Below are 23,209 nucleotides of genomic sequence, written 5' to 3'. Positions count from 1 at the left end.
ATATGGGGCTTCTGCCGGAAGCGCGGCTTCGACGCCAGCGTGGCCCGCACGCCGTTAAGCCCACACAAACGCCGTGGCCTTAACAGAGTTCTCCCGAGCCGCGCCGTGAGGGAGAGGCTTGTCCCGTGGGTGCCACCCAGACCGCGATATCGGCCCGCGTCGCCAGGCTCCCGAGCGCGGGCGCCGCTTTCCTGCGGGAGGCCATCGACGCCTCCGCGCATCGTCTCGGCTTGCGCGAGGTGCGGGTCGACCGCGCGCTCCTCCCCTTCACGATCCGAATCGGCGGGGCGGGCGCGAGCGGCCTGATCCTGACCGATCACCGCGCCGGGCGGCCCCGCTCCTACCGGCTGGACGCGCAGGCCGACGACTTCGCGGAGCAGCTTCTCGCGATCCGCGGCGGCCAGTCCGGTTTCGCGGCCAAGGTCGTGGTCGATCCGGATTGCTGCTTTGCCCGCACCCTCGTCCTGCCGAGCGCCGCCCTGCCCCGGATGCGTGCGGTTCTGGAGCAGGAACTTGAGGCGACCACGCCGTTCCGGCCGGACTCCGTCTATGGCGACTGGTTCGTGGAGGGTGAGGACGCCGAGGCGCGTACCCTGCGCGTGCGCCACATCGTGCTGAAGCGGACGCGGCTGGACCCCCTGCTGGAGGGCCTCCGCCGGTGCGGTCTCGCCCCCGGTCCCGTCACGGTCGGGTCGGATGAGGCGCGCACGATGCCGGTCGATCTGCTGACTGGTGGCTACCGCGCACTTCCCGGTTCTGCGGGCCGGAACCTCGGCCTGCTGATCGGTGCCGGCCTGCTGCTGCTCACAGCTTTCTGGGGCTTCCGGCAGCATCAGGTATCGACGCTCGCCACTCTCGAGGAGGCCTTCGTCACTGCCCGGCGGGCGGCGGGCCCGGTGGTGCCGGCCCCAATCCAGGCGAGCCGTGCGGCGCTGCTTGCCGGGCGCGCCCCGTCCATCGCGCGGACCTGGGACGCGCTCGCGGCCGCCCTGCCGGATACCGCCTCGGCCTCGGCGCTCCGCCTCAACGCGGCGGGCGCCGAGATGAACGTGACGGCGTCGGACGAGGGAGCCGTGATCGCCGCCCTCTCGGGGGTGCCGGGCTTCGGTCCGCCCGTCCTGCGCGAGGCTCGGACGGAGGCGGACGGGAGGCGGTACCTCGTCCTCGCGCTGCCGTGGATCGGGCATCGCTGAGCCCCACGCGCAGCGGCCGGCGCTCACCTGTGTGAAGTCCCGCCTATGTTGCCACCGCGATCGTGCGGGCGCGCTCCGGTGCAGGTGCGCGCAGGGGAGAGCATGCTGCACCACCTGATCAGAAAGCTCGAACACTTCACGCGCCTCTCGGACGACGACAAGGCCGTCCTGCAGGGATTGTCCCGGACGGTCCGCCTGCTCGAGCCCGGTGCTGACATCATCCGGGAGGGCGACAGTCCGGAGCACGTCAACCTGTTCCTGGACGGCTGGGCCAGCCGTTACAAGCAGCTCGAAGATGGCCGTCGACAGATCATGTCCTTCTTCGTGCCGGGGGACCTGTGCGACCTGCACGTCTTCATCCTGCGGGAAATGGATCACGCGATCGCTGCGATCACGCCCGTACGGCTCGTCCAGGTCCCGCGGGAGGTGCTGCTCGGCCTGATGGACCGCCACCCCCGGATCACGCGCGCCCTGTGGTGGGAGACTCTGGTGAATGCCGCCATCCAGCGCGAATGGACCGTCAATCTCGGTCGCCGCACGGCCCTTGAACGGTTGGCACACCTGTTCTGCGAGCTGTTCATCCGGCTGCGCGCCATCGGCCTGACGGACGGCAACACCTGTGCGTTCCCGATCACGCAGCTCGAGCTCGCGGACGCGACGGGGCTGACGAGCGTGCACGTGAACCGCACCCTCAAGGAGATGCGCGCAGCCGGTCTGATCATCCTCAAGGGACGGCAGCTCACGGTTCCGGACCTCGCGGCTCTGCGGAAGGCGGCCCTGTTCAATCCCAACTACCTGCACCTCGAACGCGACGGCGCGCATCTCAGTGCGAACGCATAGCGTCCGGCGCGATGGTACGGGATTGCGGTGAGACGGTTCGCGATGGCCCGAGGTCAGGCCGCATGGCCGAGGCGATCGTACCAGCTGTGCGCCAGACCCCTGTCGGCTCGCGAGGCGGCCTTCTCCTGCTGCATCCGCTCGCGGCGCCACGCGCCCGGCGATTCGCCGAACCGCAACCGGAAGCTCCGGCTCATGTGTGCCACCGACTTGAATCCGTGGGCGAGGGCCAGCGCCTCAAGCGAGCGGATCTCGAAGGGGTCGTCGAGCGCCGCCCGGATCCCGTCGAGCCGCAACTCCCACACCCGTTGCATGACGCCGCCGGTCCGTTCGAACGCGCGGTAGAGCGTGGAGCGCGAGATGCCCAGCCGTTCCGCGATGAAGGCCGGCGAGATCTCGAGAACGGGCAGGTATCGCTCGATCATCCGCTCGGCCAGCTCGACAACGCTCGCGTCGAGCTCCGCGCCCTGAAGGACGTCGCGGCATCGCGACCGGTCGAGGAGGCGCCGAACGAAGGCGACGAGCTCCTCTTCGAGCACGGGAGCCTCGACGGTCTCCGAACGCTGCGTGCTCCGAGACAGGGCATTGAGCCGGGCGACGAGCAGGCGATTGCGCTCCGGATCGAACCGGACCGGCAGGGCGCGCAGATCGATGCCCGCGAGCAGCGTCTTCGGGATCGTCAGGCCGTACGCGCTCGACGGATGGCTCCGCATGAACATCTGCTTGGCCATGTCGACGGCCATGATCCGGGTCGGCTGGCGGGAGACCGCCTCGCCCGCGAGATCGCCCTCAAGGCCGCCGACCGGGTAGAGCATCGTCGTGACGTGATCGGGCGTCCCGTCCGCACAGATGCGGTCGCGGATCATGAGCTGGGCGTTGAACGTCATGCGGCTGAACAGGATCTCGCCGAGCAGGGTACAGGTGAGATTGCCCCGCGGTGCGAGGCCGCCCCGCGCGCGCTCGACGCGGACCATCGGGGCGAGCAGGTCGCGCCATTCCGAGAACGCCTGGTCGTCGGACAGCCCGGATGTACTGAAGGACAGGGTCTGCATGGGGTCTGCACGGGGGCTGATGCGCGTGGCCTGTCGAGGCCGGGCAGTCTGTTCCGGCGCCGAGAGACTACGCACCGGCCGAGTGGACAGGCAAGGTTCCGCTTTGCGACCCACCGGGGCGGCGTCCGGTCGACGCTGTGGGCTCGATGTCGTCAGTCGCTCCGGGATGCGGTCCGGCACGATGCGGCGCCGACCGCGCGCCGAGGCCGCCCGGCAGGCGGCCAGCCCTGCGCGCCCATGGTCGCCTCGCGGATCCCGGCGGTGCCCGGAGGCGCGATCCTGTCAGCGAGGCTCGGTACCTCGGCGAAGAGTGCGCTCAGGCTCTGCGTCAGGAAGTCGATGAAGCGGCGGACCTTGGCCGGGATCAGGCGCGACGTCGTCACGATGTAGACGCTGGTCGGCGGGATGCTCCAGCCGGGCAGGACGGGTTCGAGGCGGCCCCGGTCGAGGTCGCGCTCGACATTGACCACGCTCACCGCGGCGATGCCGCGCCCGGTGATCGCGAGGCGCCGTGCGACGCTGAGGCTGTTGCAGGAGACGCGACCGCTCACGGTGACCGGTACGGTCTCGGTGCCGCGCCGGAACTGCCACGTCGTGCTCTCGGCCGCGGTGGGCATCAGGATCTCGTAACGGGCGAGGTCGCCCGGATGTTCTGGGCGTCCGTGGGCCTGAAAATAGGACGGCGCGCCGAACAGGCCGTTCTCGATGACGGCAACCTTGCGCACGATGAGGGAGGCCTCCCGCGGCGTCTCGGTAGAGATGGCGAGGTCGTAGTTCTCCCGCACGAGATCGACCTCGCTCGCGCGCAGATCGAGATGCACGTGGACGTGCTCGTGCTGCTGGGTGAAGGCGGAAACGATCTCCGAGAGGTGCCGCACCGCCCAGTAATCCATCGGCACCGCGAGCTTGATGAAGCCGGTCGGCCCCTTGGCCTGTGCGACCAGCTCGTCGAAACTGCGCTGCGCTTCCTCGACGACCCGCGTCGCCTGGGCGAGATAGGCCTCACCATAGGCTGTCAGGGCTATCTTGCGCGTTGTCCTGTCGAGGAGGCGCAGGCCGATCGCGGTCTCGAATTGCGTGATGCGGCGGGACAGTGAGGAGACCGGCATGTCGAGCGCGGCGGCCGCCTGGCTGAAACTCTGCCGCTTGGCGACCTCGACGAAGAGGGCAATGTCGCGCAAAACCTGAGGATGTGGCATCGTCGCCCCAAGCACTCCCTGGCCCCGGTCGTGCGGGCGCGATCCGCCCTCTCATCGACCGCAACCAGAGGTAGAGTTTTTGGGGGATCATTCAAGCATCTCGACAGGTTGATTACCGGAGGGCGCAGACTTGTGGTAAACGAAGTCCAGCATTGTCCTGTGTTCAATATGCCAAGATCGCGTATCGAAACTGTCAGTTTTCATATAGCGCGGAAGCTGTATGTCCGCCTGAGTGTACTTGACCGCTCCGGCCGCAGACGTCCGGAGCGCGACCGGTGTGCGGCCCTGCACCGCGATCGCTCACGGAAAAGCACGGGAAACAGCTTTCCAGAAATCGCGGTTCTCTTTGTATGACCCACCACGTTGTCTCCACGCAACTCAAGATAACTGCGTGAGAGGCTTCGATGGTGTTGCTCTACGCGTCCGCCGCTTGGTTCGGCGGTATTCTGACCGCCGCCGTCCTCTGGCCGGCCTGCGGCGCCGTCCTCGCCGTCGCGGCCGCCCCCTTCGGGGCGAGCGCGCTGACGGCCGGGACCGCAATGCTCGTCTATCTCCACCGCACGCGCCGACGGCGCGCCCGGCGCCCCGCCGGCCGCGCCGCGCAGGCGCGGTATCGCTGGCACCCTGCCCGATGAGGCCGGCGACGGCGCTGGGCGCCGCTGGCCGGTGTCAGGCTAGCCGCGGCCCTGCACCTGCGCGGCGGCGGCCTGCACGAAGGCGAGGCAGCGCTGGCGCGTCGCCGGATCCTCGATGCGGATAAAGGCCTGCAGCAGAGCCGACGCCTCGGCGAGGCTGACGGCCGCGATGTCCCGGTCCGGCGCGCCCGGATCGATGCGGCCGAGAAGTTCGGTCGCGAGGCCGAGCGCCTCCGCCACGTCGTCCAGGGTGCGCTGCGCAGCCGCGGGCAGGGAGTGGACGGACGAACGCTCGTTACTGAACTTCGAGGTCCTGGACGGTTCCGACGGTCGCGGATCATCGGTTTCGAACACGTGCAACCCTCGCTGCGATGGATCGTGGCCGAACGGACGGACAGACCGTGGCCGGACTTGCTCTGGCGAGGCATCGCGTGGACCACCGCCTCGGGCAAGGCGGATCTAGTACGCAGAACGTCCTTTCTGCGTGAGGTCTATTTCGGATTGTAACAGCGAGTTGATCGACAGCACACCTGCACGGCGCTGTCGCGGATCATCGGGAGAGCGCGGATGCGAGGTCGGACCCGGGAGGGCGCCGCAGGACCGGTCGGCGCGTACGGCATGCAGGCCGAGAGCGCCGCGGTCGTCGGGACATGGATGTGGCGGTGCGACGATCGCCACATCCTCGATTCGGGCGCCGCCGTGTTTCTCACGGGTGCCCCGGACCTTGCCGATACCGAACTCCGCGCGGAGGTGCTCGCCCGCCGCGTCCTGCTGGCGGATCGCCCGGCACTCCTCTCGGCGATGGAGCGGATGAACCGCGAATGCGGTCTAGTCGTCCTCGAATACCGCGTCTGGACACCCGAGGGCGTCCGCTGGCTGCTCAACCACGGCCGGGTCTATCCGGCGCTGCAGGGCGTGCCGGCGCACGGCCACGGCGTCCTCATCGACATCACCCACCGGAAGATGCCGCCTCCGGAACCGGATGGATCGGAAGCGTCGACGCCCTCCGCCCTCGAGCGCGCGGCGCGCCACGCGCTCGGTGCACGCGACGCGGTCGATGAGGACGGAAGCGCCTCGCTCAGGCTCCTCGTCGACATGTTCCTGCTGGAGGTCGGGCGCGTGATCGCGCGCCGGGCCGGGGTGGCGAGCGCGCACGGCCTGAACTGAGGCCTGTGCGCGAGAGCGGCGCTCGGCCGTCCCGGCAACGAAGGACTACCTGGGCGAGGCCTCCGGGTCAGGCCCCTTCGCGCCCCACGATGGGGAGAGACCTCGTCCTTTCCCGGCTCGGCAGAGCATTCACACGACCAGGGCGGACAGCTCCCACGCCGCTACGCGTCACCCAGAACGCTGGATGGCAGCGCGGAAGGCACGCGCGCATCATCCCCTCCGCGCGTGCACAGCGCTCCGACCGCATTCGAAACATCTGATTGAGTGCTACGTGATCTGGGCCTTGCTCGGATCGCGCGCCGCACAGCCGCCCGTGCGGTTGCGCCGCGCTCCGAATCCGAGCCGGATGCGCAGCGCTGGCCATCGCACCGCTGATCTTCGGTGTCTGTGACAAACGGCCCATACAGGTTCCATCTTCCTCGTGAAAAAGATCTTTCCGTCAGCGTTGCTGTCGAGGTCCGATGTCTTGCGCCAGTTGCTGCGCATGGATCAACGTTTAGCAGGCGATTTAGAATATCGGATGCTTGGCGCTGGATCGATCACCATCTTCGGCGCACTGTTGCGGGGCGTGCCGGAGCTCTTGGGGGATTGCTGATAGCGAGGCAGACATTCGACGACGCAGTCGGCGTTTCGGAAAACCCGCTGACCATCGGCGGCTATGTCTACGCACTCCGCACGAATGCAGGCGCAACCACAGGCACGCTGAACGTGCAGCGCGAACTGCTCGGCGACGCCGTGCTCGATTTGAACGCGACCGGCGGCTATCTGTCGATCGCGCAGGCCTCGGGCACCGCCTTCAATCTCAACAGCCTCGTGATCGACCGGGACGTCTCCGTTCTCGGCAACACCTTCTTCGTCGGATACCGGAACGGGGTCCCGGTCATCTCGCAGGAGGTCGGCAACCTCCTCAGCATCGGTGACCAAGCGATTTCCTTCGACACCCAATGGCAGAACCTCACCGAGGTTCGGGTCTTCGCGCGCGACGTTCTCGACGTGAATATCGGCGTCCGCTTCGCGATCGACGACGTGGTCACCACCGACGTGACGGCTCCGCTCGCGCCGACGCTGAGTGCGGGAACCGCCGCCACCGCGGATAATACGCCGACGCTGACCGGCACCGCCGAGATCGGCTCGACCGTAACGATCTCCAACGGCACCACGGCGCTCGGCACCGCGGCGGCGGGCGCGAACGGTGCCTACAGCTTCACGCCCATCCTACCGCTCGCTGATGGCACCTACAGCCTGACGGCGCGGGCGACGGATCTCAGCGGCAATGTCGGTCGCGCCTCGGCGGCGGTCGCGCTGCAGATCGACGCGACGGCGCCGCGCCCTGCAATCGGGCGTGCTGGCGCTCGGGGCATGGCTCGTCATCCGCGATCAGGCCAGCGCGGGTGTGATCATCGCCTCCTCCATCCTGGTCTCGTGGGCGCTGGCCCCGGCGGAGCTCGCCATCGCCAACTGGAAGGGCTTCGTGCAGGCCCGCCAGGCCTGGGCGCGCCTGTCGGAGCCGGTCGCCCGCATCCCAGCGCCGGGCCAGCCGCACGCCCTGCCCGCCCCCGCTCGCGAGCTCGCGGTCGAGGGCATCAGCGTGGCTCCCCCCGGCACCGTCCGGCTCGTGGTGCAGGATCTCTCCTTCGTGATGCGAGCGGGCCAGGGGCTCGGCGTGATCGGCCCCTCGGCCTCCGGCAAGTCGAGCCTGGTCCGCGCCCTTGTCGGCGTGTGGCTGCCCGGACGCGGCAAGGTGCGCCTCGACGGGGCGGCCCTGGACCAGTGGTCGAGCGCTGATCTCGGCCGTCATCTCGGCTACCTGCCGCAGGAGGTCGAGCTGTTCGCCGGCACCATCGCGGACAATATCGGCCGGTTCGAGCCGGAGCCCGATCCCGAGGCGGTGGTCGCCGCGGCGAGAGCCGCGGGCGCGCACGAGCTGATCCTGCGCCTCTCCGAGGGCTATGACACCCGCATCGGCGAGGGGGGCGCCGGCCTCTCCGCCGGGCAGCGCCAGCGGGTCGGGCTCGCCCGCGCGCTCTACCGGGACCCCTTCCTCGTGGTGCTCGACGAGCCCAACGCCAACCTCGACAACGGGGGCGAGGCCGCGCTGACTCAGGCGATCCTCGGCGTCCGCCGCCGCGACGGCATCTGCGTGGTGGTTGCCCACCGGCCGAGCGCGCTGGCGGCGGTCGACCTCGTCCTGATGATGGCCGAGGGTCGTGCCCAGGCCTTCGGGCCGAAAGACGAGGTGTTCCGGCGCGTGCTGCGCCCTGCCCCCGCACCATCGCGCAAGACTGCAGGGGAGCCCGTCCCGGCCACGGCGCCTGCACCGTTCGTGGCGCCGGCCTCCGTACTGCAGAAGATCGCCTGATGGCCGCGAGCCTGAACCCGGCGGGCGCCGTTCCGCTCGCCCTCAATCCGGCCGGTGCGCGCAACCTGGCCCTGCCTTCACCCGCCCGAAGCTCGATCCGGCGCCATCTCGCGCTCGCCCTCCGCCTGTCGGCGGCGCTGGTGCTGGGCGTCGGCGGCTGGGCCTCACTGACGCAGATTGCCGGTGCGGTGATCGCGCCGGGCCAGCTCGTCGCCTCGACGGCCTCGGCGCGGGGCAAGATCACCGAGACCCAGCTTCAGATCCTGCAGATCGACGGCGACATGCACACTGAGGTCGGCAAGGATCTCTCGGAGATCCACGCGAAATGGTCCGAACTCGTGGAGAAGCGGGTGGCGGCCGAGGATCAGCTCAAGCGCGTCGATCTGCGCGCCTCAGCACGAGACGGTGCACCAGCTCACGGTGCACACGGTCGGCGGCCTCGTCGTGTCTCAGGAGCCCGCGATGCTGGTTGTGCCCTCCGCGGACCAGCTCGCCGTCGAGGTCCGGGTCCAGCCGCAGGACATCGACAGCGTGCATCTCGACCAGCGCGCGATGCTGCGCTTCTCTGCCTTCAACCAGCGGACCACACCGGAGATCGAAGGGCAGGTCACCCGAATCTCGGCCGATGTCAGCCAGGATGCCAAGACAGGCGTGAGCTACTACACGGTGCGCATCGGCGTCGCTGAGGCGCAGAAGGACCGACTCGGTGGGGCGCGGCTGGTCCCCGGCATGCCGGTGGAGGCCTTCCTGCAGATCGGCGAGCGCTCGGTGCTGAGCTACCTGACCAAGCCGCTGGCCGACCAGATCACCGAGGCGTGGCGGGAGCGCTAGCGGGTGAAGAACTTCGGGTCGAGCGCCGACAGGGCGAGGAGCGGCGGCGGCATTACGACGCCGGCCACCCGCATCTCCCGCGCCGCCGCGCGGCAGGCCGGCTGGTCGCCGGCCGCGGCGGCCGCTTCGATGCGGGCGATCGTCGCCGGCTGCGGTTGCGGTGTCGGTGCCGCGGCACCGGGGGCCGGCGGGCTCTTCGCGGCCGCGTTGGCCTGGGCAAGAGCGGCCTTGCGATCGGTCGGCGCTGCTGCCTCGTTCTTCGTCGGACCGCTCAGACCTGAGTTCTGCTGAACGCCGCCGACCGACGAGGGCGTGCCCTGGCTCTGCCCCGACGGATTTGACACCGCCGTCGCCTGCTGCGGCGGGGTGGCGGCCGCCTGCTTGGCGGGTTCGGGCTGCTTCACGAAGGCGAGCAGTTCCTGGCACAAGTCGGCCGGCCGGCCAGTCGCCGCAGGCGCGCCCGCGGCCTCCTGCGCACGGGCGGCGCCGGCCGCCAGGAGGATGCTCGCGAGGCTCGCCGCCATCATCAGGTCGCTCACGGGCCGCTTCATCGGACAGGCTCCCTCAAAACACATCGTTTCCGGCACCGGGGTACCGCCGGCAGGCCGCTGGCAGATCTCAGGAGCGCTTCGGGTGGGACGCCGCGCCCTCGGCCTTGCCGTGGGGCTCGCCCTCGAACTCGCCGGGGGTTGGGTCGCCGTTCCAGCGCGGCCCGACAAGGTTCGTTCCGGGTTCGGACACCCGGGCGCCCGAGGTCGCGAAGGCCTGGTAGGCGAACTTCTGGTTGCTCGTCAGGGCCAGCATGGCTCCCACCCCGAGCAGGAGGGCGGCGACCACGGCGGCGATAAAGGCTTTCATCGATGCAGTTCCCGATCGGGGCTTGAGACCACGTGCTGCGGTGCCGCCGCGCTCACTCGGCCGGTGCTGGGCGGCCGCCGAGCTGCGGACCGCTCGCGGTGCGCGCCTGCTCCTTCTCCACCCAGAGGTCGTGGTGCGCGCGCGCCCAGGCGAGATCGACCTTGCCGCTGCCCATCGCGTCGTAGGCGCCCTTCATACCGAGCGTGCCGATGTAGATGTGGGCGAGGATGCCGGCGATGAACACGATCCCGATCAGGGAGTGGATCACCTGCATGATCTGCATCCCGTTGATGTCGACGAGCGCGAAGGGGAAGAGCATCATCAGGCCGGTGACGCCCATCGCCGCGCCGAAGCTCGCGACCATCCAGAACACGCCCTTCTGGCCCGCGTTGAAGCGGCCGGCATGCGGGTGCTTGTGGCCGATGATGCCACCGCCGGCCTTGATCCACTCCCAGTCGATGCGGTTCGGGATGTTGTCGCGGATCCAGACGACGAACATCATCACCACGCCGAACATGAACGGCCAGGCGAGGTAGACGTGGCTGTACTTGGCCCACTGGGCGAGGGCGCCGAAGGCGTCGGGCCCGATCAGCGGCATCAGCAGGCGCTTGCCGAAGATGTAGTTCAGACCCGACAGCGACAGGATGATGAAGCACACCGCCGTCATCCAGTGCGTGAAGCGCTCGAAGGCGTTGAAGCGCAGGATCTTGCGACCCGATTCCTGGCTGTGCTCGGTGATGATCCGGCCGCGCCAGAGGAAGAAGACGGCCAGCGCGCCGAGCATGCCGAGGATGGCCAGCGCCCCGATCCAGGGCAGCCAGCCCTCGCGGAACATCTGGTACTCGCGGCCCTGCGGCTGGATCAGGTTGGCGGCCTTGCCGTCCGGAATGCTGATCCGGCCCGAGATCTTCGGGGCCTGCTTGAACAGGAACTCCTCGTTGACCGAATCCGCAGTCGGCCGCGCACCCATCGGGTTCTGGCCGTCGGCCTGGATGGGGTTCTGCGCGTGCGCCAACCCGGCGACACCCGGCGCCGCCCACAGCGTCGTCGCCAGCAGGAGGGTGCTGAGAAGCGTCAATGCCCGCCGCATCGGCGTTCCTTTCAGGTCGAGGGATGGGCGCCGCGGCTCACGCCGCGGCGCCGGGTTCCGCGTCAGATCGCGATGGTCTCGCGGTAGGCCGTCTTCCAGCCCCAGGCGCCGGAGCCGTAGCCGCGCTTGATCACCCGCTGCTTGTAGATCTCGGCGATCATTTCGCCGTCGCCCGCGAGCAGCGCCTTGGTCGAGCACATCTCGGCGCAGAGCGGCAGCTTGCCCTCGGCCAGGCGGTTCGAGCCGTACTTCTCGTACTCGGCGGTCGAGAAATCGGGCTCAGGGCCGCCGGAGCAGTAGGTGCACTTGTCCATCTTGCCGCGCGAGCCGAAATTGCCGACGCGCGGATACTGGGGCGCACCGAACGGGCAGGCGTAGAAGCAGTAGCCGCACCCGATGCAGATGTCCTTCGAGTGCAGCACCACCGCGTCGGCCGTGGTGTAGAAGCAGTTCACCGGGCACACCGCCGCGCAGGGCGCGTCGGTGCAGTGCATGCAGGCCATCGAGACAGAGCGCTCGCCGGGCTTGCCGTCGTTCAGCGTGACGACGCGGCGCCGGTTGATGCCCCAGGGCACCTCGTGCTCGTTCTTGCAGGCCGTGACGCAGGCGTTGCACTCGATGCAGCGATCCGCGTCGCAGAGGAATTTCATGCGGGCCATGGTCGGGTCGCTCCTCTCAGGCCGCCTGAATCTGGCACAGGGTGCACTTCGTCTCCTGCATGCCCGTGACAGGATCGAAGCCGTAGGTGGTGACGGTGTTGACGCTCTCGCCGAGCACGACCGGGTCGGTGCCCTTCGGGTAATAGTCGCGCATATCCTTACCCTGGTACCAACCGGAGAAGTGGAAGGGCATGAAGGCCACGCCCTTGCCGACGCGGTCGGTGACCAGCGCCTTCACCTTGGTCTTGGCGACGTTCTCGGGGCCCGTGACCCAGACCCACTGGCCGTCCTTGATGCCGCGCTCGGACGCGTCGCCGGTGTTGATCTCGACGAACATGTCCTGCTGCAGTTCGGCCAGCCACGGATTCGAGCGGGTCTCCTCGCCGCCGCCCTCGTACTCGACGAGGCGACCCGAGGTGAGGATGATCGGGAAGTCCTTGACGACGTTCCGATCGACCGCCGCCTTCTGCACCGAGAAACCGATATTCGGCACGCGCAGCTGCCGCTCGTCCGGCCGGGTCGGGTACTTGGCGACGAGGTCGGGCCGCGGCGAGTAGATCGGCTCGCGGTGGACCGGCACCGGGTCGGGCAGATTCCAGGCATTCGCCCGGGCCTTGCCGTTGCCGAAGGGCGTGACGCCGTGCTCCAGGCAGACGCGCTGGATACCGCCGGAGAGGTCGGTCGCCCAGCTGACCGTGTCGGGCTTCTCGCCGCCGATCTTCAGGATCGTGGCGAGCTCGTCCGCGGTCAGGTCCTTGTCCCAGCCGAGCTTCTTGAACACCCCGAAGGTGAACTCCGGGTAGCCGTCCGTGAGATCGGAGCCCTTCGAGAAGGAATCCTCGGCGAGCAGGGTCGCGCCGTTGCGCTCGGTGCCGAAGCGGGCGCGGAAGGTTCCGCCGCCCTCCTTCACGTGCATCTCGGTGTTGTAGAGGATCGCCGAACCGGGGTGGCGCAGCTCCGGCTTGCCCCAGCACGGCCAGGGCAGGCCGTAATAGTCGCCGCCGACCTCCGGATCGTCCTTGGGCGCGCGCAGCGTCACGAGGTCGAACTTGTGCTGGTTGCGCATGTGCGCCTTCAGGCGCTCCGGCGACTGCCCGCAATAGCCGGTCGACCAGCCGCCGCGGTTGATCTCCCGCAGGATGTCCTCGGCATCCGGGACGCCGTCGACGACCTTGATGTTCTTGCAGAGCTTGTCGGCGAAGCCGAGCTTTTCCGCGAGGCGGTAGAGCACCTCGTAGTCGTTCTTCGACTCGAAGGCCGGCTGAACGATCTGCTCGCCCCACTGGATCGAGCGGTTCGAGGCCGTGCGCGAGCCGTCCATCTCCAGCGAGGTGCAGATCGGCAGCAGGTAGGTGTTGTCCTGCCGGGCATCGAGCGCTGCGAAGGTGGTGGGATGGGGGTCGGCCACCACCATCAGCTCGAGCTTGTTCATGCCCTCGATCGCCTCGGGCAGGCGGGTGACCGTGTTGCCGCCGTGGCCGAAGATCATGAAGGCCTTGAGCGGGCTGCGCTGGTCGATCTGCTCTGGCGGCAGGTTGACGGCGTCGAACCAGCGCGTGGACGTGATGCCGGGCGCCTCCATGTTCTCCTTGCGCGTCCGGCCCTTGCGGCCGCCCGTCGCCGGAACCTCGTCGAAGCGCGACTGCAGCCACTCGTAGGGCACGTCCCAGACGCGGGCCCAGTGCCGCCAGCCGCCCTCGACGAGGCCGTAGTAGAGTGGCAGCGTCGTCACATCGAGGCCGAGATCGGTCGCGCCCTGCACGTTGGTGTGGCCGCGGAAGATGTTGGCGCCGGTGCCGGGCTTGCCGACGTTGCCGGTGGCCAGGCACAGGATGCAGAGCGCGCGCACGTTCGCCGTGCCGACCGTGTGCTGGGTCGCGCCCATGCACCAGATCAGCGTGGCGGGCTTCTCCTTAGCGAACTTCTCCGCCACGCGCCGCAGCTGCTCGCCCGGCACGCCCGAGACGCGCTCGACCTCGTCGGGCGTCCACTTGGCGACCTCCTTGCGGACGTCGTCCATCGCGTAGACGCGCTTGGCGATGAAGTCCTTGTCCTCCCAGCCGTTCTGGAAGATGTGCCAGAGGATGCCCCAGACCACCGGGATGTCGGTGCCGGAGCGGATGCGCACGTACTCGGTGGCGTGCGCCGCCGTGCGGGTGAAGCGCGGATCGATGACGATCATATTGGCGCGGTTGATCTCCTTGCCGGACAGCACGTGCTGCATGGAGATCGGGTGCGCCTCGGCGGGGTTGCCGCCGAGGATGATCATCGTCTTGGCGTTGCGGATGTCGTTGTAGGAGTTCGTCTGGGCGCCGTAGCCCCAGGTGTTGGCCACGCCCGCGACCGTCGTCGAGTGGCAGATGCGGGCCTGATGGTCGACCGAGTTCGTGCCCCAGAGAGCACCGAACTTGCGCATCAGGTAGGCGGCTTCGTTGGTGAACTTCGCCGAACCCAGCCAGTAGACGGAATCGGCGCCGTTCTTCTCACGGATCGCCTGGAGCTTATCGCCGATCTCGTCGATCGCCTGCTCCCAGGAGACCCGCTTCCACTGACCGCCCTCGAGCTTCATCGGGTACTTGAGGCGGCGGTCCGACGAGACCAGCTCGCGGATCGCCGCGCCCTTGGCGCAGTGCGTGCCGCGGTTGATCGGGCTCGCCCAGGACGGCTCCTGGCCGACCCAGACGCCGTTCACGACTTCGGCCGTGACCGTGCAGCCCACCGAGCAGTGGGTGCAGACGTTCTTCTTGATCACCGTGTCGGGGCCGACCGCGGACGAGCCGGCGGCCTCCGCCCGGCGCACGGCGCCGAGCTGAATCGTGCCGGCGGCGGCCAGCGCCCCGGCCGTCAGGCCGGACCGGCGCAGGAAGGCGCGCCGGTCGAGCACGCCCGAGGCCAGGCCCGCGGCGACCGCCTGGTGCTTGCTGCGGCTCGCCTCGCCGCTCTTACGCTTCGTCAGCATGGCAGACTCACTTCGTGCCCGGAGCGGGATCGGGGTTCTTCAGGAGCGTCTCGTAGCCGTTGGTCCGGTAGAACGCCTTCACGTGGTCGCTCTCCCGGTAGCGGGCCTTGGTCTCGGCATTGCCGGGATCGTAGGCCTGCGCCTCCGTCGCGCTCATCGGGGAGGCGACCGCGGCCGCCGCCGCCACGGTGCTGCCGCCCAGCGCCCGGAAGAACTGGCGACGACCGAGTGTCTTCGGATCCTGTCGCATCGATCCATCTCCTAGAGTGGCGCGTGCCCGCGAGGACAACGCGCCGCGATCCCATTCGTATCAAGCCCGGGGCGAGCGCCCCGAGCCGCCGTCACGCATCCATCCGGAAGGCTTCCGCCTCCACCTCAAGGAAGACGCGGCCGAGCCCGCCGACCGCGCGGTAGAAGCGGGCAGACTTCGCCCGTTCGAGGTCTGCGAAGAGGCGGGGTGCCCAGGGCGCGACGTGCCGGTCGAAGAAGCGCCTCGCGGCACCATTCTCCGCCCCGAACCGTCCGGCCGCGAGCCCCGCCATGATCTCCAGCAGGAATGCGAGGTGGTCCTCCGGCTCGCTCATCCCCTCGACCCGGGTCAGCCCGAGCGCGGCGAGATCCTCGCGCACCCGCGCGAGGGGACGCTCGTTGAGAAAACCGGTGAGGTAGTAGGAGGCGTAAGGCAGAAGCTCGCCCCGCCCGACCCCGATGAAGAGTTCGAAGAACTCGCGCTCGACAGCTCCGGCATCCGTGGCCGCCGCCGCGCGACGCAGCTCCGCGGTCGCGGCGCCGAGTGCCCCCTCCCCCGGACCGAGCGCCGCGAGCCCGTCGAGCAGGGCCTGCGCCGGCGCGCGGCCCAGCAGCAGCGCGAGCAGGTCGTAGTGCTCGGCACGCACCACGTCGATCTCATCGACGGGCGCGCCACCACCGGACGCTCCAGCCAACGGACCTTCCAACGCAGACGCCACCGAACTCATCGGCCTCCCCGACCCCGCCTCAGGAGCGGTACTTTAGAGTGGTCTTAAAAAGCATTTGTATCGCCCGCAACTGAAATTTGGCCTTCTCAAGCCGGCTTCGCACCGCCGTGTCGTCGCAGCCGCGGTCCGGGTGCCGCGGCGGAATCCGAGGCGCGCTGCGGGGCCGGGGTAATGGGCTCAATCTCCGCTGATGCGGGGGACGGAGGAGCGTCCGGAAGGGGCGACGCCTGCACCGACGCCTGCACCACCAGCGTGGGGCGCCCGGGCTCCTCCGTCGGCGGCTCCGCATCGGGAACGATGGCCGCATCCGGGTCCACGGCCTCCGGCGGTGACGGGCTCTCGTCGGCCGCGGGCTCTGCGGCCTCCGCCGGCAGTCCGCCCACGATCTTGCGCAGCATCGCCTGCACGTCGTCGCTCGGCAGGAGGGGACCGAGCCCCGGCACGCCGCCGGGACTGTTCCAGTCGTAGGCGTATTCCCGCGCCTCGCTGACGAAGTCGCGGATGGCCGGATCGATCGACCACATCCGCCGCAGCGCGGCGTTGCGCAGTGCCGCAGGGACGCCTGCCCGGAGGAACGGGGTGAGATCGCTCTCCCGCGTGAGCGCGTTCAGGTCGGGAAGCTCCGGCACCGGATCGGCGGGCTCCGCCGGATCGCCCGCGACACGCTTAGCGGCGGCCTCGGGCGGAGCCGACGCCGCGTTCACGATCCCCTCCGAGTCGTCGCGCTCGGCAGCGCCCGCGGCAGCGGCCGTGTCCTCGCCCACCGCTGCGTTCGCGGACGGTTCGAGGCCGCGATCGGTGGCGCGCTCGGCTGCCCGAACCGCGCGCTTGCGGCGGGTCCAGCGGGAGAGGAAGCCGTCGCTCATTCGGATCTCCCGCGCTGGGTCGGCGCGCGGTGGGCGAGCGCTTCGGGGTCGGCGCGGTCGCGCTTGCGCTTCTCGAACTTGCGCTCGATGTGGAAGGCCTCGAAGAAGGCGAGCAGCTTCGCCTGCACCTCGGGCGGCATCGGGACCGCCTCGACGATCTCACCGATGCCCTCGGCCATCGACTCGCCCTCGTAGGGATCGGCGGTCACGCTGGCGACAGCGTAGGCGTCCTCGCCCGTGTCGCGCAGCGCCACCCATAAGGAGGGCCGACCGGAGACGAGATTGTCGCGGTAATGCGCGGTCTCGGCCGGGTGCAGCGTGACCTCGTAGGAGCCCGCGTAGAAGGTCGCCTCGTCCTCGGTTTCGGAGAGCTTCGTGCCCGGAGCCGCGGCCGGCGCCGCCGGCAGGGCCTCGACCGGTAGCCAGGCATGGTCGGCCCACGGACCCTTCAGGCGCCGCCGCGCCACGATGATGCCGACCTCGAACCGATCCTCGGGCATTGCGCAGACCTCAACCGCTATGAGTGGGTGATGTAGGATCACCGGGACGCGATCGCTTGCCCCCGCTGGCCCGGACACCTCCACGTCGCTCCAAGGGGGCGGGCCGGCGGTGCCTGATCCGGTCGTCAGCCGGCCTCGCGGCCGCCGGCCAGAGGCAAGCCGACCACGAGGTTGTGCGGCTTCAGCTGCAGCGTCTTGTCCTGGGGCGAGGCGAGGAGAAGATAGACTGGTCGCGTGCCCACCGAGGGCTCGACCTGTGCAGGGTCCTCGAAGACGAGGCTGAAGGCGGCGAGCATCCGCGCCCGCGCCGCGGCATCGAGCGCCTCGCCGCGCCAGAGCGCGTTGCCGATGCGGGTGCCCTCGGCGTCGAGCCCGACGAACCAGCGCCAGTCGGGATCCTCCAACCGGTCGAGCGGCGTGACCCGCACCTCGGCGTTCAGCAGGTGGCGCACGAAGATCTCGATCACCCGCGCGAGCCCCGCGCGGCCCTGCGACCCGGCGAGGTCGAGCGCCATCGTGAAGGCGTCCGACCGGCTCCAGTAGGTCCAGGCATTGGCCTCGCCGAGGACGTCGAGTTCGTTGGCGGCCTCCTTGCCCAGCATCGCCACGAGCGGCGAGAGCGGCGCGGATCCTTCCCGGGCGGCGATCACCTCGGCGTCGGCCAGCAGCACACGCCCCTCGTGGAAGCTGACCCGCTGAGGCCGGAAGAACAGCTCGCCCGCCCGCAGCACGAAGGGGTCGTCGCAGCCGTCGAGGGCGTTGCGCAGGATCAGGTGCACGAGTTGGTTCAGGAACAGCGAGGGCACGCCCTGCAGGTTGCCGCGCGCCAGCGACAGGTAGGCGGCCTCGACCGAGCGGGCCTTGAGCAGACGATCCCGGAAGGCGAGGATCACCTCCCAGTTCTCGCGCGCGTCCGCATCGGCGATCGCCGCGATCTCGTGCGCCGCGACCGGGCGGCGCGGCTCGGCCTTCAGGCCTGCGTAGAGCGTGCGCTCGGCCGCGCAGGCCTCGTCCGGCGGCACGAGCTCGGGCCGCGCCAGGTAAGCGAGGATCAGCTCGTCCGTGACCGCGAGGCCGCCCCCCGCGGTCCGCTGCGTGAGATGATGGCCGCTCGAGACCCAGAACTCGGTCATGATCCTCGGCGCTCCGCCGGTTTGCCGCGCAGGAGGCCGACGAGATCGGCCCGCTCCTCGGGCTCTTCGGCATCGGTCTCGACGAAGTGGAAGGCGCGCCCGTGCAGCCGGTCCGAGCCGGGGCGCTGGTGCAGGGTGCGGAACTCCTCGCGGATCTCGCCGCCCTCCGCGGCACGGTGCATCGCCACCACGCTGCCGACCGGCAGGTTGCACAGCGAGGCCGCCACGTCGATCTCCTCGCGCGCCGCGGCGCGGGCCGTCTCCCCATCCGGCGCGCCGAAGCGTGTCAGGATATGAGCGGCCAACGCCTCCACCGCCGCGTCGCGCTCCGCCTCGCTCGCCTCGCTCACCACGATCAGCGTCGAGAAGCCCAGCGACGTGATCCCGACGAAGCCGGAGCGGAAGGCCACGCGCGCTTTCGGACCGAGCGCCGCGAGGTCGGTGTCGAAGAACAGGAACGAGCCCGTCACCGCCCATTCACCCGGCTCGGCGGCGTTCTCGAACACGAAGGTGTCGGAGGGATCGAGCCGCAGTGTCCTCGGAAGCTTCAGGCTCACAGGCGGACCCCTCCGGTCCCCGCATCGCGCCAAGCCGGTGCCAGGAGGGCCGCGATCAGGGGGACGCGCTCCGCGCTGCCGTCAGCGCGCACCAGCCGGGCCCCGTCGCCGTCGAGCGCGAGGCTCCGGCGCTCGTCCTCCAGGCGGCCGAGGTAGCGAGCCGCGAGACGGTCGAAACCGTCCTCGCGCCAGACCTCGAACGCTTTGGTGAGGTGGCGCGCGAAGCTCTCCGCGACGGGACCCTGCAGGTCGGGCGGGAAGCCCTCCTCGTCCAGGGCGGTCGATTCGGGCGTCAGTCCTGGATCGCCCGCGGCGGCCTTCGAGACGATCAACGTGGCGGAGAAGACGAGCCAGTCCGGCACCGCTTCCTCGGCGCAGCCCTCGGGCCAGCCCAGGCGTCCGCCGCCGAGGCGTGCGCCGTTGAACGTCAGGGTGCCGGGCCAGACGATCCGCACCGGAATCTCCGGCGGTCCGAAGATCCCGACGGCGTCGGCGAGGGCTGCCATGCCGGCGAAGAAGGCGCGCCGCGCCGTGCGCAGGGGCTCGTCCGGGGCCAGCACCACCGCGAGGTCGAGGAGGTCCGCACGGCTTCCGAGCACCAGGGTCGCGGCCTCCGCCTCGCCCGCGCCCGCAAGCCGGCACGCCGCCGCGTGGGCATCGCCCGCGACGGTCAGGCCGCTGAAGCCCGGGGGCAGGATCAGGCCGGCGCGCGGCATGGGATCGGGCGGCGCGGTGGAGGATGCGCTTCCTGGCGTCGTCGGTGGCATCGTCTGCTGCATGGCGTGGGTCCGGCCGGACCGGCGAGGACGAGAGGGGGCCTGCGCCCGCATGTCGGCTCGTCGTTTAGAATGCTTCGCGTATAAGGGGCATCCCCTTTCGCGCGAAGGGGCCCGTGTGTCACGTCTCGTCCCAGGTTCATCCGTGTCCGACCGTCTCATCCTCGCCTGCTCCTGCGAGCGGACGATGCCCCTCGACGCAGCCGCCATCGGCCGGGGCTGCGGCGGTCGCGTCGCCACTGCCGACCAGCTCTGCGGCCGCGACCTCGACCGCTTCCGCGAAGCCCTGGAAGCGGGCGGGCCGGTAACGGTCTCCTGCACGCTCCAGGCGCCGCTCTTCGACGAGGTGGCGGAGGAGATGGCGGCCGAGGACCGCGTCGCCTACGCCAAGATCCGGGAGAGCGCCGGCTGGTCGTCGGAGGCCGCCGCCGCGGGACCGAAGATGGCGGCGCTCCTCGCCGCCGCGTCCGAGCCGGTGCCGGCCGCTGGGACCGTGCCGCTGGAGAGCCGCGGCGTTGCGCTGATCTACGGGCGCGACGCGGTCGCGGTCGAGGCCGGGCAGCGGCTCGCCGAGCATCTCGACGTCACCGTGCTGCTGAGCCGGCCGGGCGAGGTCGCGCCGCTCCTTCGCAACACCTTCCCGGTGTTGCAGGGGACGATCCGGGGCGCGAAGGGGCATCTCGGCGCGTTCGAGCTGCGCATCGACGACTACGCCGTGCCCGCGCCCTCCTCGCGCACGCACCTCGTCTTCGGACAGGCGCGAAACGGCGCCGTCTCGACCTGCGACCTCGTGCTCGACCTCTCGGGGGGCACGCCGCTCTTCCCGGCCCACGACGTCCGTGCCGGCTATCTGCGCGCCGACCCGCGCGACCCCGCCGCGGTCGAGCGGCTGGTGATGCAGGCCTCGCACCTCGTCGGCGAGTTCGACAAGCCGCGCTTCGTCGACTTCCACGCCGCGCTCTGCGCCCATTCGCGCTCGCGCATCACCGGCTGCACGCGCTGCCTGGAGGTCTGCCCGACCGGCGCGATCACCTCGGCGGGCGATACGGTGGCCATCGATCCGCATGTCTGCGCGGGCTGCGGCAGCTGTGCGGCGGTCTGCCCCACGGGCGCCGCCGCCTACGCCCTGCCCCCGGCCGACGCGCTGATGCGGCGCCTGCGCAGCCTGATGAAGGCCTATCGGGACGCGGGCGGGGCACGCGCGCTCGTCCTCTTCCACGACGGCGATCACGGCGAGCCGCTGATCGATGCGCTCGGCCGCTACGGCGACGGGCTGCCGGCCCACGTTCTGCCGATGCAGGTCAACGAGGTCACTCAGATCGGTCCGGAGGCGATCGCGGCCCTGTTCGCCTACGGGGCGGCGGGCGTCCGCGTGCTGACCCGGGCCCGCCCCAAGCATGATCTGGCGCCCCTCCACCGCACCCTCGACCTCGCCGACACCCTGGCGCGGGCCCTGGGCTACGGCCCGGAGACCGGCGCGGCGCTCGTCGCGACGCTCGAGACCGACGATCCGGACGCGCTGGGCGAGGCGCTCCGTGCGGCGCCGCTCGGGACCCCGACCGCGAACCCGGCCGGCCTCGTGCCCGAGGGGGCCAAGCGCGCGGTGCTGCGGCAGGCCTTCCGGGAGATGCATGTCGCGGCCCCCGCTCCCGTCGCCCGGGTCCCGCTCGCGGCGGGCGCGCCCTTCGGCGGCCTCGATTTCCGCACGCAGGACTGCACGCTCTGCCTCTCCTGCGTGAGTGCCTGCCCGACCCACGCACTCACCGACAGCGCCGACAAGCCGCTCCTCGGTTTCGAGGAGAGCCTGTGCGTGCAGTGCGGCCTCTGCGCCGCGACCTGCCCGGAGGACGTGATCTCGCTGATCCCGCAGGTGGATTTCGAGGCCTGGTCGGCACCCCGGCGCGTCGTGAAGGAGGAGGAGCCCTTCTGCTGCACGGTCTGCGCCAAGCCCTTCGGCACGCGCGCGACGATCGAGCGGGTGATCGAGCGCCTGGCCGAGAAGCACTGGATGTTCACCGGCCCGGCCGGGGCGGAGCGCGTCCGCTCGCTGACGATGTGCGACGATTGCCGCGTCGAGGCGGCGCTCAACCAGGGCTTCGACCCGCACGCGGCGCCCGAGCGCGCCAAGCCGCGCACGAGCGAGGACTACTTCCGCGAGCGCGCCGACAGCTAGGGCAGGCGCGTCGCCTTCTCCAGGAAGCGGACCAGCGCCTCCCGGTCGGCGGCGCTGCCGATGGTCTGCTCGGGCATCTTCGTGCCCGGCGTGTAGCGGGCCGGGCCGACCTCGAAGAGGCGCGCCACGGTCTCGGGCGTCCAGACGATGTCCAGGCGCTTCAGCGGCTCGGAGTAGCGGTAGTCCGGCAAGCTGGCGATGCGGCGGCCGAACAGGCCGGAGAGCGTCGGGCCCGCGCGGGTGCCCTCGCCCGGCGTCAGGGTGTGGCAGGCGACGCAGGCCCCGAACACCTCCGCACCCCGGTCGCCGTGATAGGCCGCCAGCGGATCGCCCGGGCGCGGCATGGCGAGCGCCCCGATCGGCTCGCCGCTCCGCGCGTCCCAGCGCCGCACGAGCCGGTCGCCGCCGCCCGTGACGAGCTCGCGCCCGTCCGGCCGCCAAGCGACCGACCAGACCGGCAGGCCCGGCCCGACGAGCCGCAGCAGCACGCGGGCCGTCTCGCGCTCGACCACCGCCACGGTCCCGCCGGCGGTCGCCGCCGCGACGCGCGTTCCGTCGGGCGACGGCGCCAGTGCGATCACGGGCTGCGGCCCGAGTTCGACGGTGGCACGGACCGTCCCGTCCGTCCGCAGGAAGCGCAGGGTCGCGTCCGCGCCGGCCGCCGCGATCTCCCCGTCCGCCGTCACCGCGAGCGCGCTGAGCGCCGTGGGCAGCGTGGCGATGGTGAGGGAGGTCCCGTCGCGCGGCCAGACCCGCACGGTCGCGTCGGCGCCCGCCGTCACCGGCCGCCCGTCGGCCAAGAAGGCGATCGCGTTGACGTTGCCCCGATGCCCCTCCAGCACACGGGGGTCTCCCCCGCCGAGCGGCCAGACCCGCGCCGTCCCGTCCCAGGAGGCGGACGCGAGCGCGGTACCGTCCGCCGACACCGAGAGGCCCGCCACCGGCCCGGAATGCCCGTCGAGCACCTGTTCCGGCTCCGCGCGCCCGAGCCGCCAGAGGGCGATGCGCCCGTCCTCCGAGGCGCTGGCGAAGCGCCCGTCGGGCAGCGCCGCGACGGCGTTCACGGCGCCCTCGTGGAAGCGCAGCACGCCCAGCGCCGCGCCGGTGTCGAGGCCCCACAGGATCGCCGACTGGTCGAAACTGCCGGAGATGGCCAGTCGCCCGTCCGGGCTCAGGGCGAGGGCGCGGACCGGTCCCCCGTGCCCCCGCATCTGGGCCGAGGCCGGGATGGGCAGAGCTAGGAGCAGAACGATGGGCAGGGCGGCAAGCAACCCGGCCAGCAGCTGGCCGGGAAGCCGGTGGAGACACGTCATGGGGGCTGATCCTCGGTCCAGCGGGCGGACCATAGCCGAGCCGCGGTCGAGATGTCGCCATCACGCGACCTGCGG

The 23,209-nt window shown here is 70.6% G+C and carries 22 protein-coding genes and 3 pseudogenes; 8 read left to right on the top strand and 17 right to left on the bottom strand.

Going from position 1 to position 23,209, the window contains the following annotated elements; translation table 11 throughout:
• The first annotated feature begins 125 nt into the window (after nt 1–125).
• Nucleotides 126–1,193, top strand: a complete 1,068-nt coding sequence (locus MFF54_RS15010) for a hypothetical protein (RefSeq protein ID WP_238303666.1) — start codon at nt 126–128, stop codon at nt 1,191–1,193.
• A gap of 102 nt (nt 1,194–1,295) precedes the next feature.
• Complete coding sequence (locus MFF54_RS15005) at nt 1,296–2,033, top strand: Crp/Fnr family transcriptional regulator (protein WP_238303665.1); 738 nt, start codon at nt 1,296–1,298, stop codon at nt 2,031–2,033.
• A 53-nt stretch (nt 2,034–2,086) separates the two neighbouring features.
• On the opposite strand, the gene MFF54_RS15000 is transcribed toward MFF54_RS15005, so the two are convergent.
• Together MFF54_RS15000 and MFF54_RS14995 are read right to left on the bottom strand one after the other, a co-directional pair.
• Entirely contained in the window at nt 2,087–3,082 is a 996-nt protein-coding gene (locus MFF54_RS15000; RefSeq protein WP_238303664.1) for a helix-turn-helix domain-containing protein, read from the bottom strand.
• A 152-nt stretch (nt 3,083–3,234) separates the two neighbouring features.
• Nucleotides 3,235–4,281, bottom strand: coding sequence for a LysR family transcriptional regulator (locus MFF54_RS14995; RefSeq protein WP_238303663.1), 1,047 nt, complete (start codon nt 4,279–4,281; stop codon nt 3,235–3,237).
• Nucleotides 4,282–4,685: 404 nt separating this feature from the next.
• On the opposite strand from MFF54_RS14995, the gene MFF54_RS14990 reads away from it, so the two are divergent.
• Nucleotides 4,686–4,916 carry a hypothetical protein gene (locus MFF54_RS14990; RefSeq protein ID WP_238303662.1) on the top strand — a complete coding sequence of 77 codons (231 nt, stop codon included), beginning with the start codon at nt 4,686–4,688 and terminating at the stop codon, nt 4,914–4,916.
• Nucleotides 4,917–4,955: 39 nt separating this feature from the next.
• Here the strand turns inward: MFF54_RS14990 and MFF54_RS14985 are convergent, their stop codons facing one another.
• Nucleotides 4,956–5,270, bottom strand: coding sequence for a hypothetical protein (locus MFF54_RS14985; protein WP_238303661.1), 315 nt, complete (start codon nt 5,268–5,270; stop codon nt 4,956–4,958).
• Nucleotides 5,271–5,483: 213 nt separating this feature from the next.
• On the opposite strand from MFF54_RS14985, the gene MFF54_RS14980 reads away from it, so the two are divergent.
• The gene (locus MFF54_RS14980) at nt 5,484–6,083 is read left to right on the top strand and encodes a hypothetical protein (RefSeq protein ID WP_238303660.1); all 600 of its coding nucleotides are present in this window, start codon (nt 5,484–5,486) and stop codon (nt 6,081–6,083) included.
• 489 nt (nt 6,084–6,572) lie between these two features.
• On the opposite strand, the gene MFF54_RS14975 is transcribed toward MFF54_RS14980, so the two are convergent.
• On the bottom strand, nt 6,573–7,007 hold the full coding sequence (locus MFF54_RS14975) for a hypothetical protein (RefSeq protein ID WP_238303659.1): 435 nt from the start codon (nt 7,005–7,007) through the stop codon (nt 6,573–6,575).
• Between MFF54_RS14975 and MFF54_RS27810 the strand changes: the two are divergent.
• The 3 pseudogenes from MFF54_RS27810 to MFF54_RS14965 form a co-directional block, all read left to right on the top strand.
• Nucleotides 6,897–7,337 (top strand): annotated as a pseudogene (locus MFF54_RS27810) (Ig-like domain-containing protein); the annotation flags it as partial. The gene MFF54_RS14975 and the pseudogene MFF54_RS27810 sit on opposite strands and share 111 nt — an antisense overlap.
• A 67-nt stretch (nt 7,338–7,404) precedes the next feature.
• Nucleotides 7,405–8,442: pseudogene (locus tag MFF54_RS14970) on the top strand (type I secretion system permease/ATPase); the annotation flags it as partial.
• A gap of 200 nt (nt 8,443–8,642) precedes the next feature.
• A pseudogene (locus tag MFF54_RS14965) lies at nt 8,643–9,273 on the top strand (beta-barrel domain-containing protein); the annotation flags it as partial.
• Here the strand turns inward: MFF54_RS14965 and MFF54_RS14960 are convergent.
• From MFF54_RS14960 to MFF54_RS14905, 12 genes are all read right to left on the bottom strand, one after another.
• Nucleotides 9,270–9,824, bottom strand: coding sequence for a hypothetical protein (locus MFF54_RS14960; protein ID WP_238303658.1), 555 nt, complete (start codon nt 9,822–9,824; stop codon nt 9,270–9,272). The pseudogene MFF54_RS14965 and the gene MFF54_RS14960 overlap by 4 nt on opposite strands.
• Before the next feature lie 67 nt (nt 9,825–9,891).
• Nucleotides 9,892–10,131 (bottom strand): hypothetical protein, encoded by a 240-nt coding sequence (locus tag MFF54_RS14955; RefSeq protein ID WP_238303657.1) that lies wholly within the window; start codon nt 10,129–10,131, stop codon nt 9,892–9,894.
• Between the two features lie 52 nt (nt 10,132–10,183).
• Nucleotides 10,184–11,221, bottom strand: coding sequence for a formate dehydrogenase subunit gamma (locus MFF54_RS14950; RefSeq protein WP_238303656.1), 1,038 nt, complete (start codon nt 11,219–11,221; stop codon nt 10,184–10,186).
• A gap of 62 nt (nt 11,222–11,283) precedes the next feature.
• Nucleotides 11,284–11,880 carry a formate dehydrogenase FDH3 subunit beta gene (fdh3B, locus tag MFF54_RS14945; RefSeq protein ID WP_109953634.1) on the bottom strand — a complete coding sequence of 199 codons (597 nt, stop codon included), beginning with the start codon at nt 11,878–11,880 and terminating at the stop codon, nt 11,284–11,286.
• A gap of 16 nt (nt 11,881–11,896) precedes the next feature.
• Nucleotides 11,897–14,839, bottom strand: coding sequence for a formate dehydrogenase subunit alpha (locus tag MFF54_RS14940; protein ID WP_238303655.1), 2,943 nt, complete (start codon nt 14,837–14,839; stop codon nt 11,897–11,899).
• 7 nt (nt 14,840–14,846) lie between these two features.
• A complete protein-coding gene (locus MFF54_RS14935; RefSeq protein ID WP_109953636.1) occupies nt 14,847–15,089 on the bottom strand; it encodes a formate dehydrogenase in 243 nt (80 codons plus the stop codon).
• 91 nt (nt 15,090–15,180) lie between these two features.
• The gene (locus MFF54_RS14930; protein WP_238303654.1) at nt 15,181–15,816 is read right to left on the bottom strand and encodes a TorD/DmsD family molecular chaperone; all 636 of its coding nucleotides are present in this window, start codon (nt 15,814–15,816) and stop codon (nt 15,181–15,183) included.
• A gap of 86 nt (nt 15,817–15,902) precedes the next feature.
• Entirely contained in the window at nt 15,903–16,682 is a 780-nt protein-coding gene (locus tag MFF54_RS14925; RefSeq protein WP_238303653.1) for a DUF3306 domain-containing protein, read from the bottom strand.
• Nucleotides 16,679–17,182: a DUF3305 domain-containing protein gene (locus MFF54_RS14920; RefSeq protein ID WP_238303652.1), complete on the bottom strand. Its 504-nt coding sequence runs from the start codon at nt 17,180–17,182 to the stop codon at nt 16,679–16,681. Before MFF54_RS14920 ends, MFF54_RS14925 begins: the two co-directional genes overlap by 4 nt.
• Nucleotides 17,183–17,307: 125 nt before the next feature.
• The gene (locus tag MFF54_RS14915; protein ID WP_238303651.1) at nt 17,308–18,315 is read right to left on the bottom strand and encodes a DUF6352 family protein; all 1,008 of its coding nucleotides are present in this window, start codon (nt 18,313–18,315) and stop codon (nt 17,308–17,310) included.
• The gene (locus MFF54_RS14910; protein WP_238303650.1) at nt 18,312–18,872 is read right to left on the bottom strand and encodes a DUF6505 family protein; all 561 of its coding nucleotides are present in this window, start codon (nt 18,870–18,872) and stop codon (nt 18,312–18,314) included. Before MFF54_RS14910 ends, MFF54_RS14915 begins: the two co-directional genes overlap by 4 nt.
• Nucleotides 18,869–19,588, bottom strand: a complete 720-nt coding sequence (locus MFF54_RS14905) for a biotin/lipoate--protein ligase family protein (RefSeq protein WP_238303685.1) — start codon at nt 19,586–19,588, stop codon at nt 18,869–18,871. Before MFF54_RS14905 ends, MFF54_RS14910 begins: the two co-directional genes overlap by 4 nt.
• A 247-nt stretch (nt 19,589–19,835) precedes the next feature.
• Here MFF54_RS14905 and MFF54_RS14900 point away from each other — a divergent pair, with 247 nt between their 5' ends.
• Nucleotides 19,836–21,821: a 4Fe-4S binding protein gene (locus MFF54_RS14900; protein WP_238303649.1), complete on the top strand. Its 1,986-nt coding sequence runs from the start codon at nt 19,836–19,838 to the stop codon at nt 21,819–21,821.
• On the opposite strand, the gene MFF54_RS14895 is transcribed toward MFF54_RS14900, so the two are convergent.
• Nucleotides 21,818–23,134, bottom strand: coding sequence for a c-type cytochrome (locus MFF54_RS14895; protein ID WP_238303648.1), 1,317 nt, complete (start codon nt 23,132–23,134; stop codon nt 21,818–21,820). The genes MFF54_RS14900 and MFF54_RS14895 overlap by 4 nt on opposite strands.
• Between the last annotated feature and the right edge of the window lie 75 nt (nt 23,135–23,209).

The organism is Methylobacterium gregans, assembly GCF_022179245.1.
GTDB classification, from domain to species: domain Bacteria; phylum Pseudomonadota; class Alphaproteobacteria; order Rhizobiales; family Beijerinckiaceae; genus Methylobacterium; species Methylobacterium gregans.
Note: the sequence above shows the minus strand (reverse complement) of the source record. Positions and strands in the feature narration are given on the sequence as shown.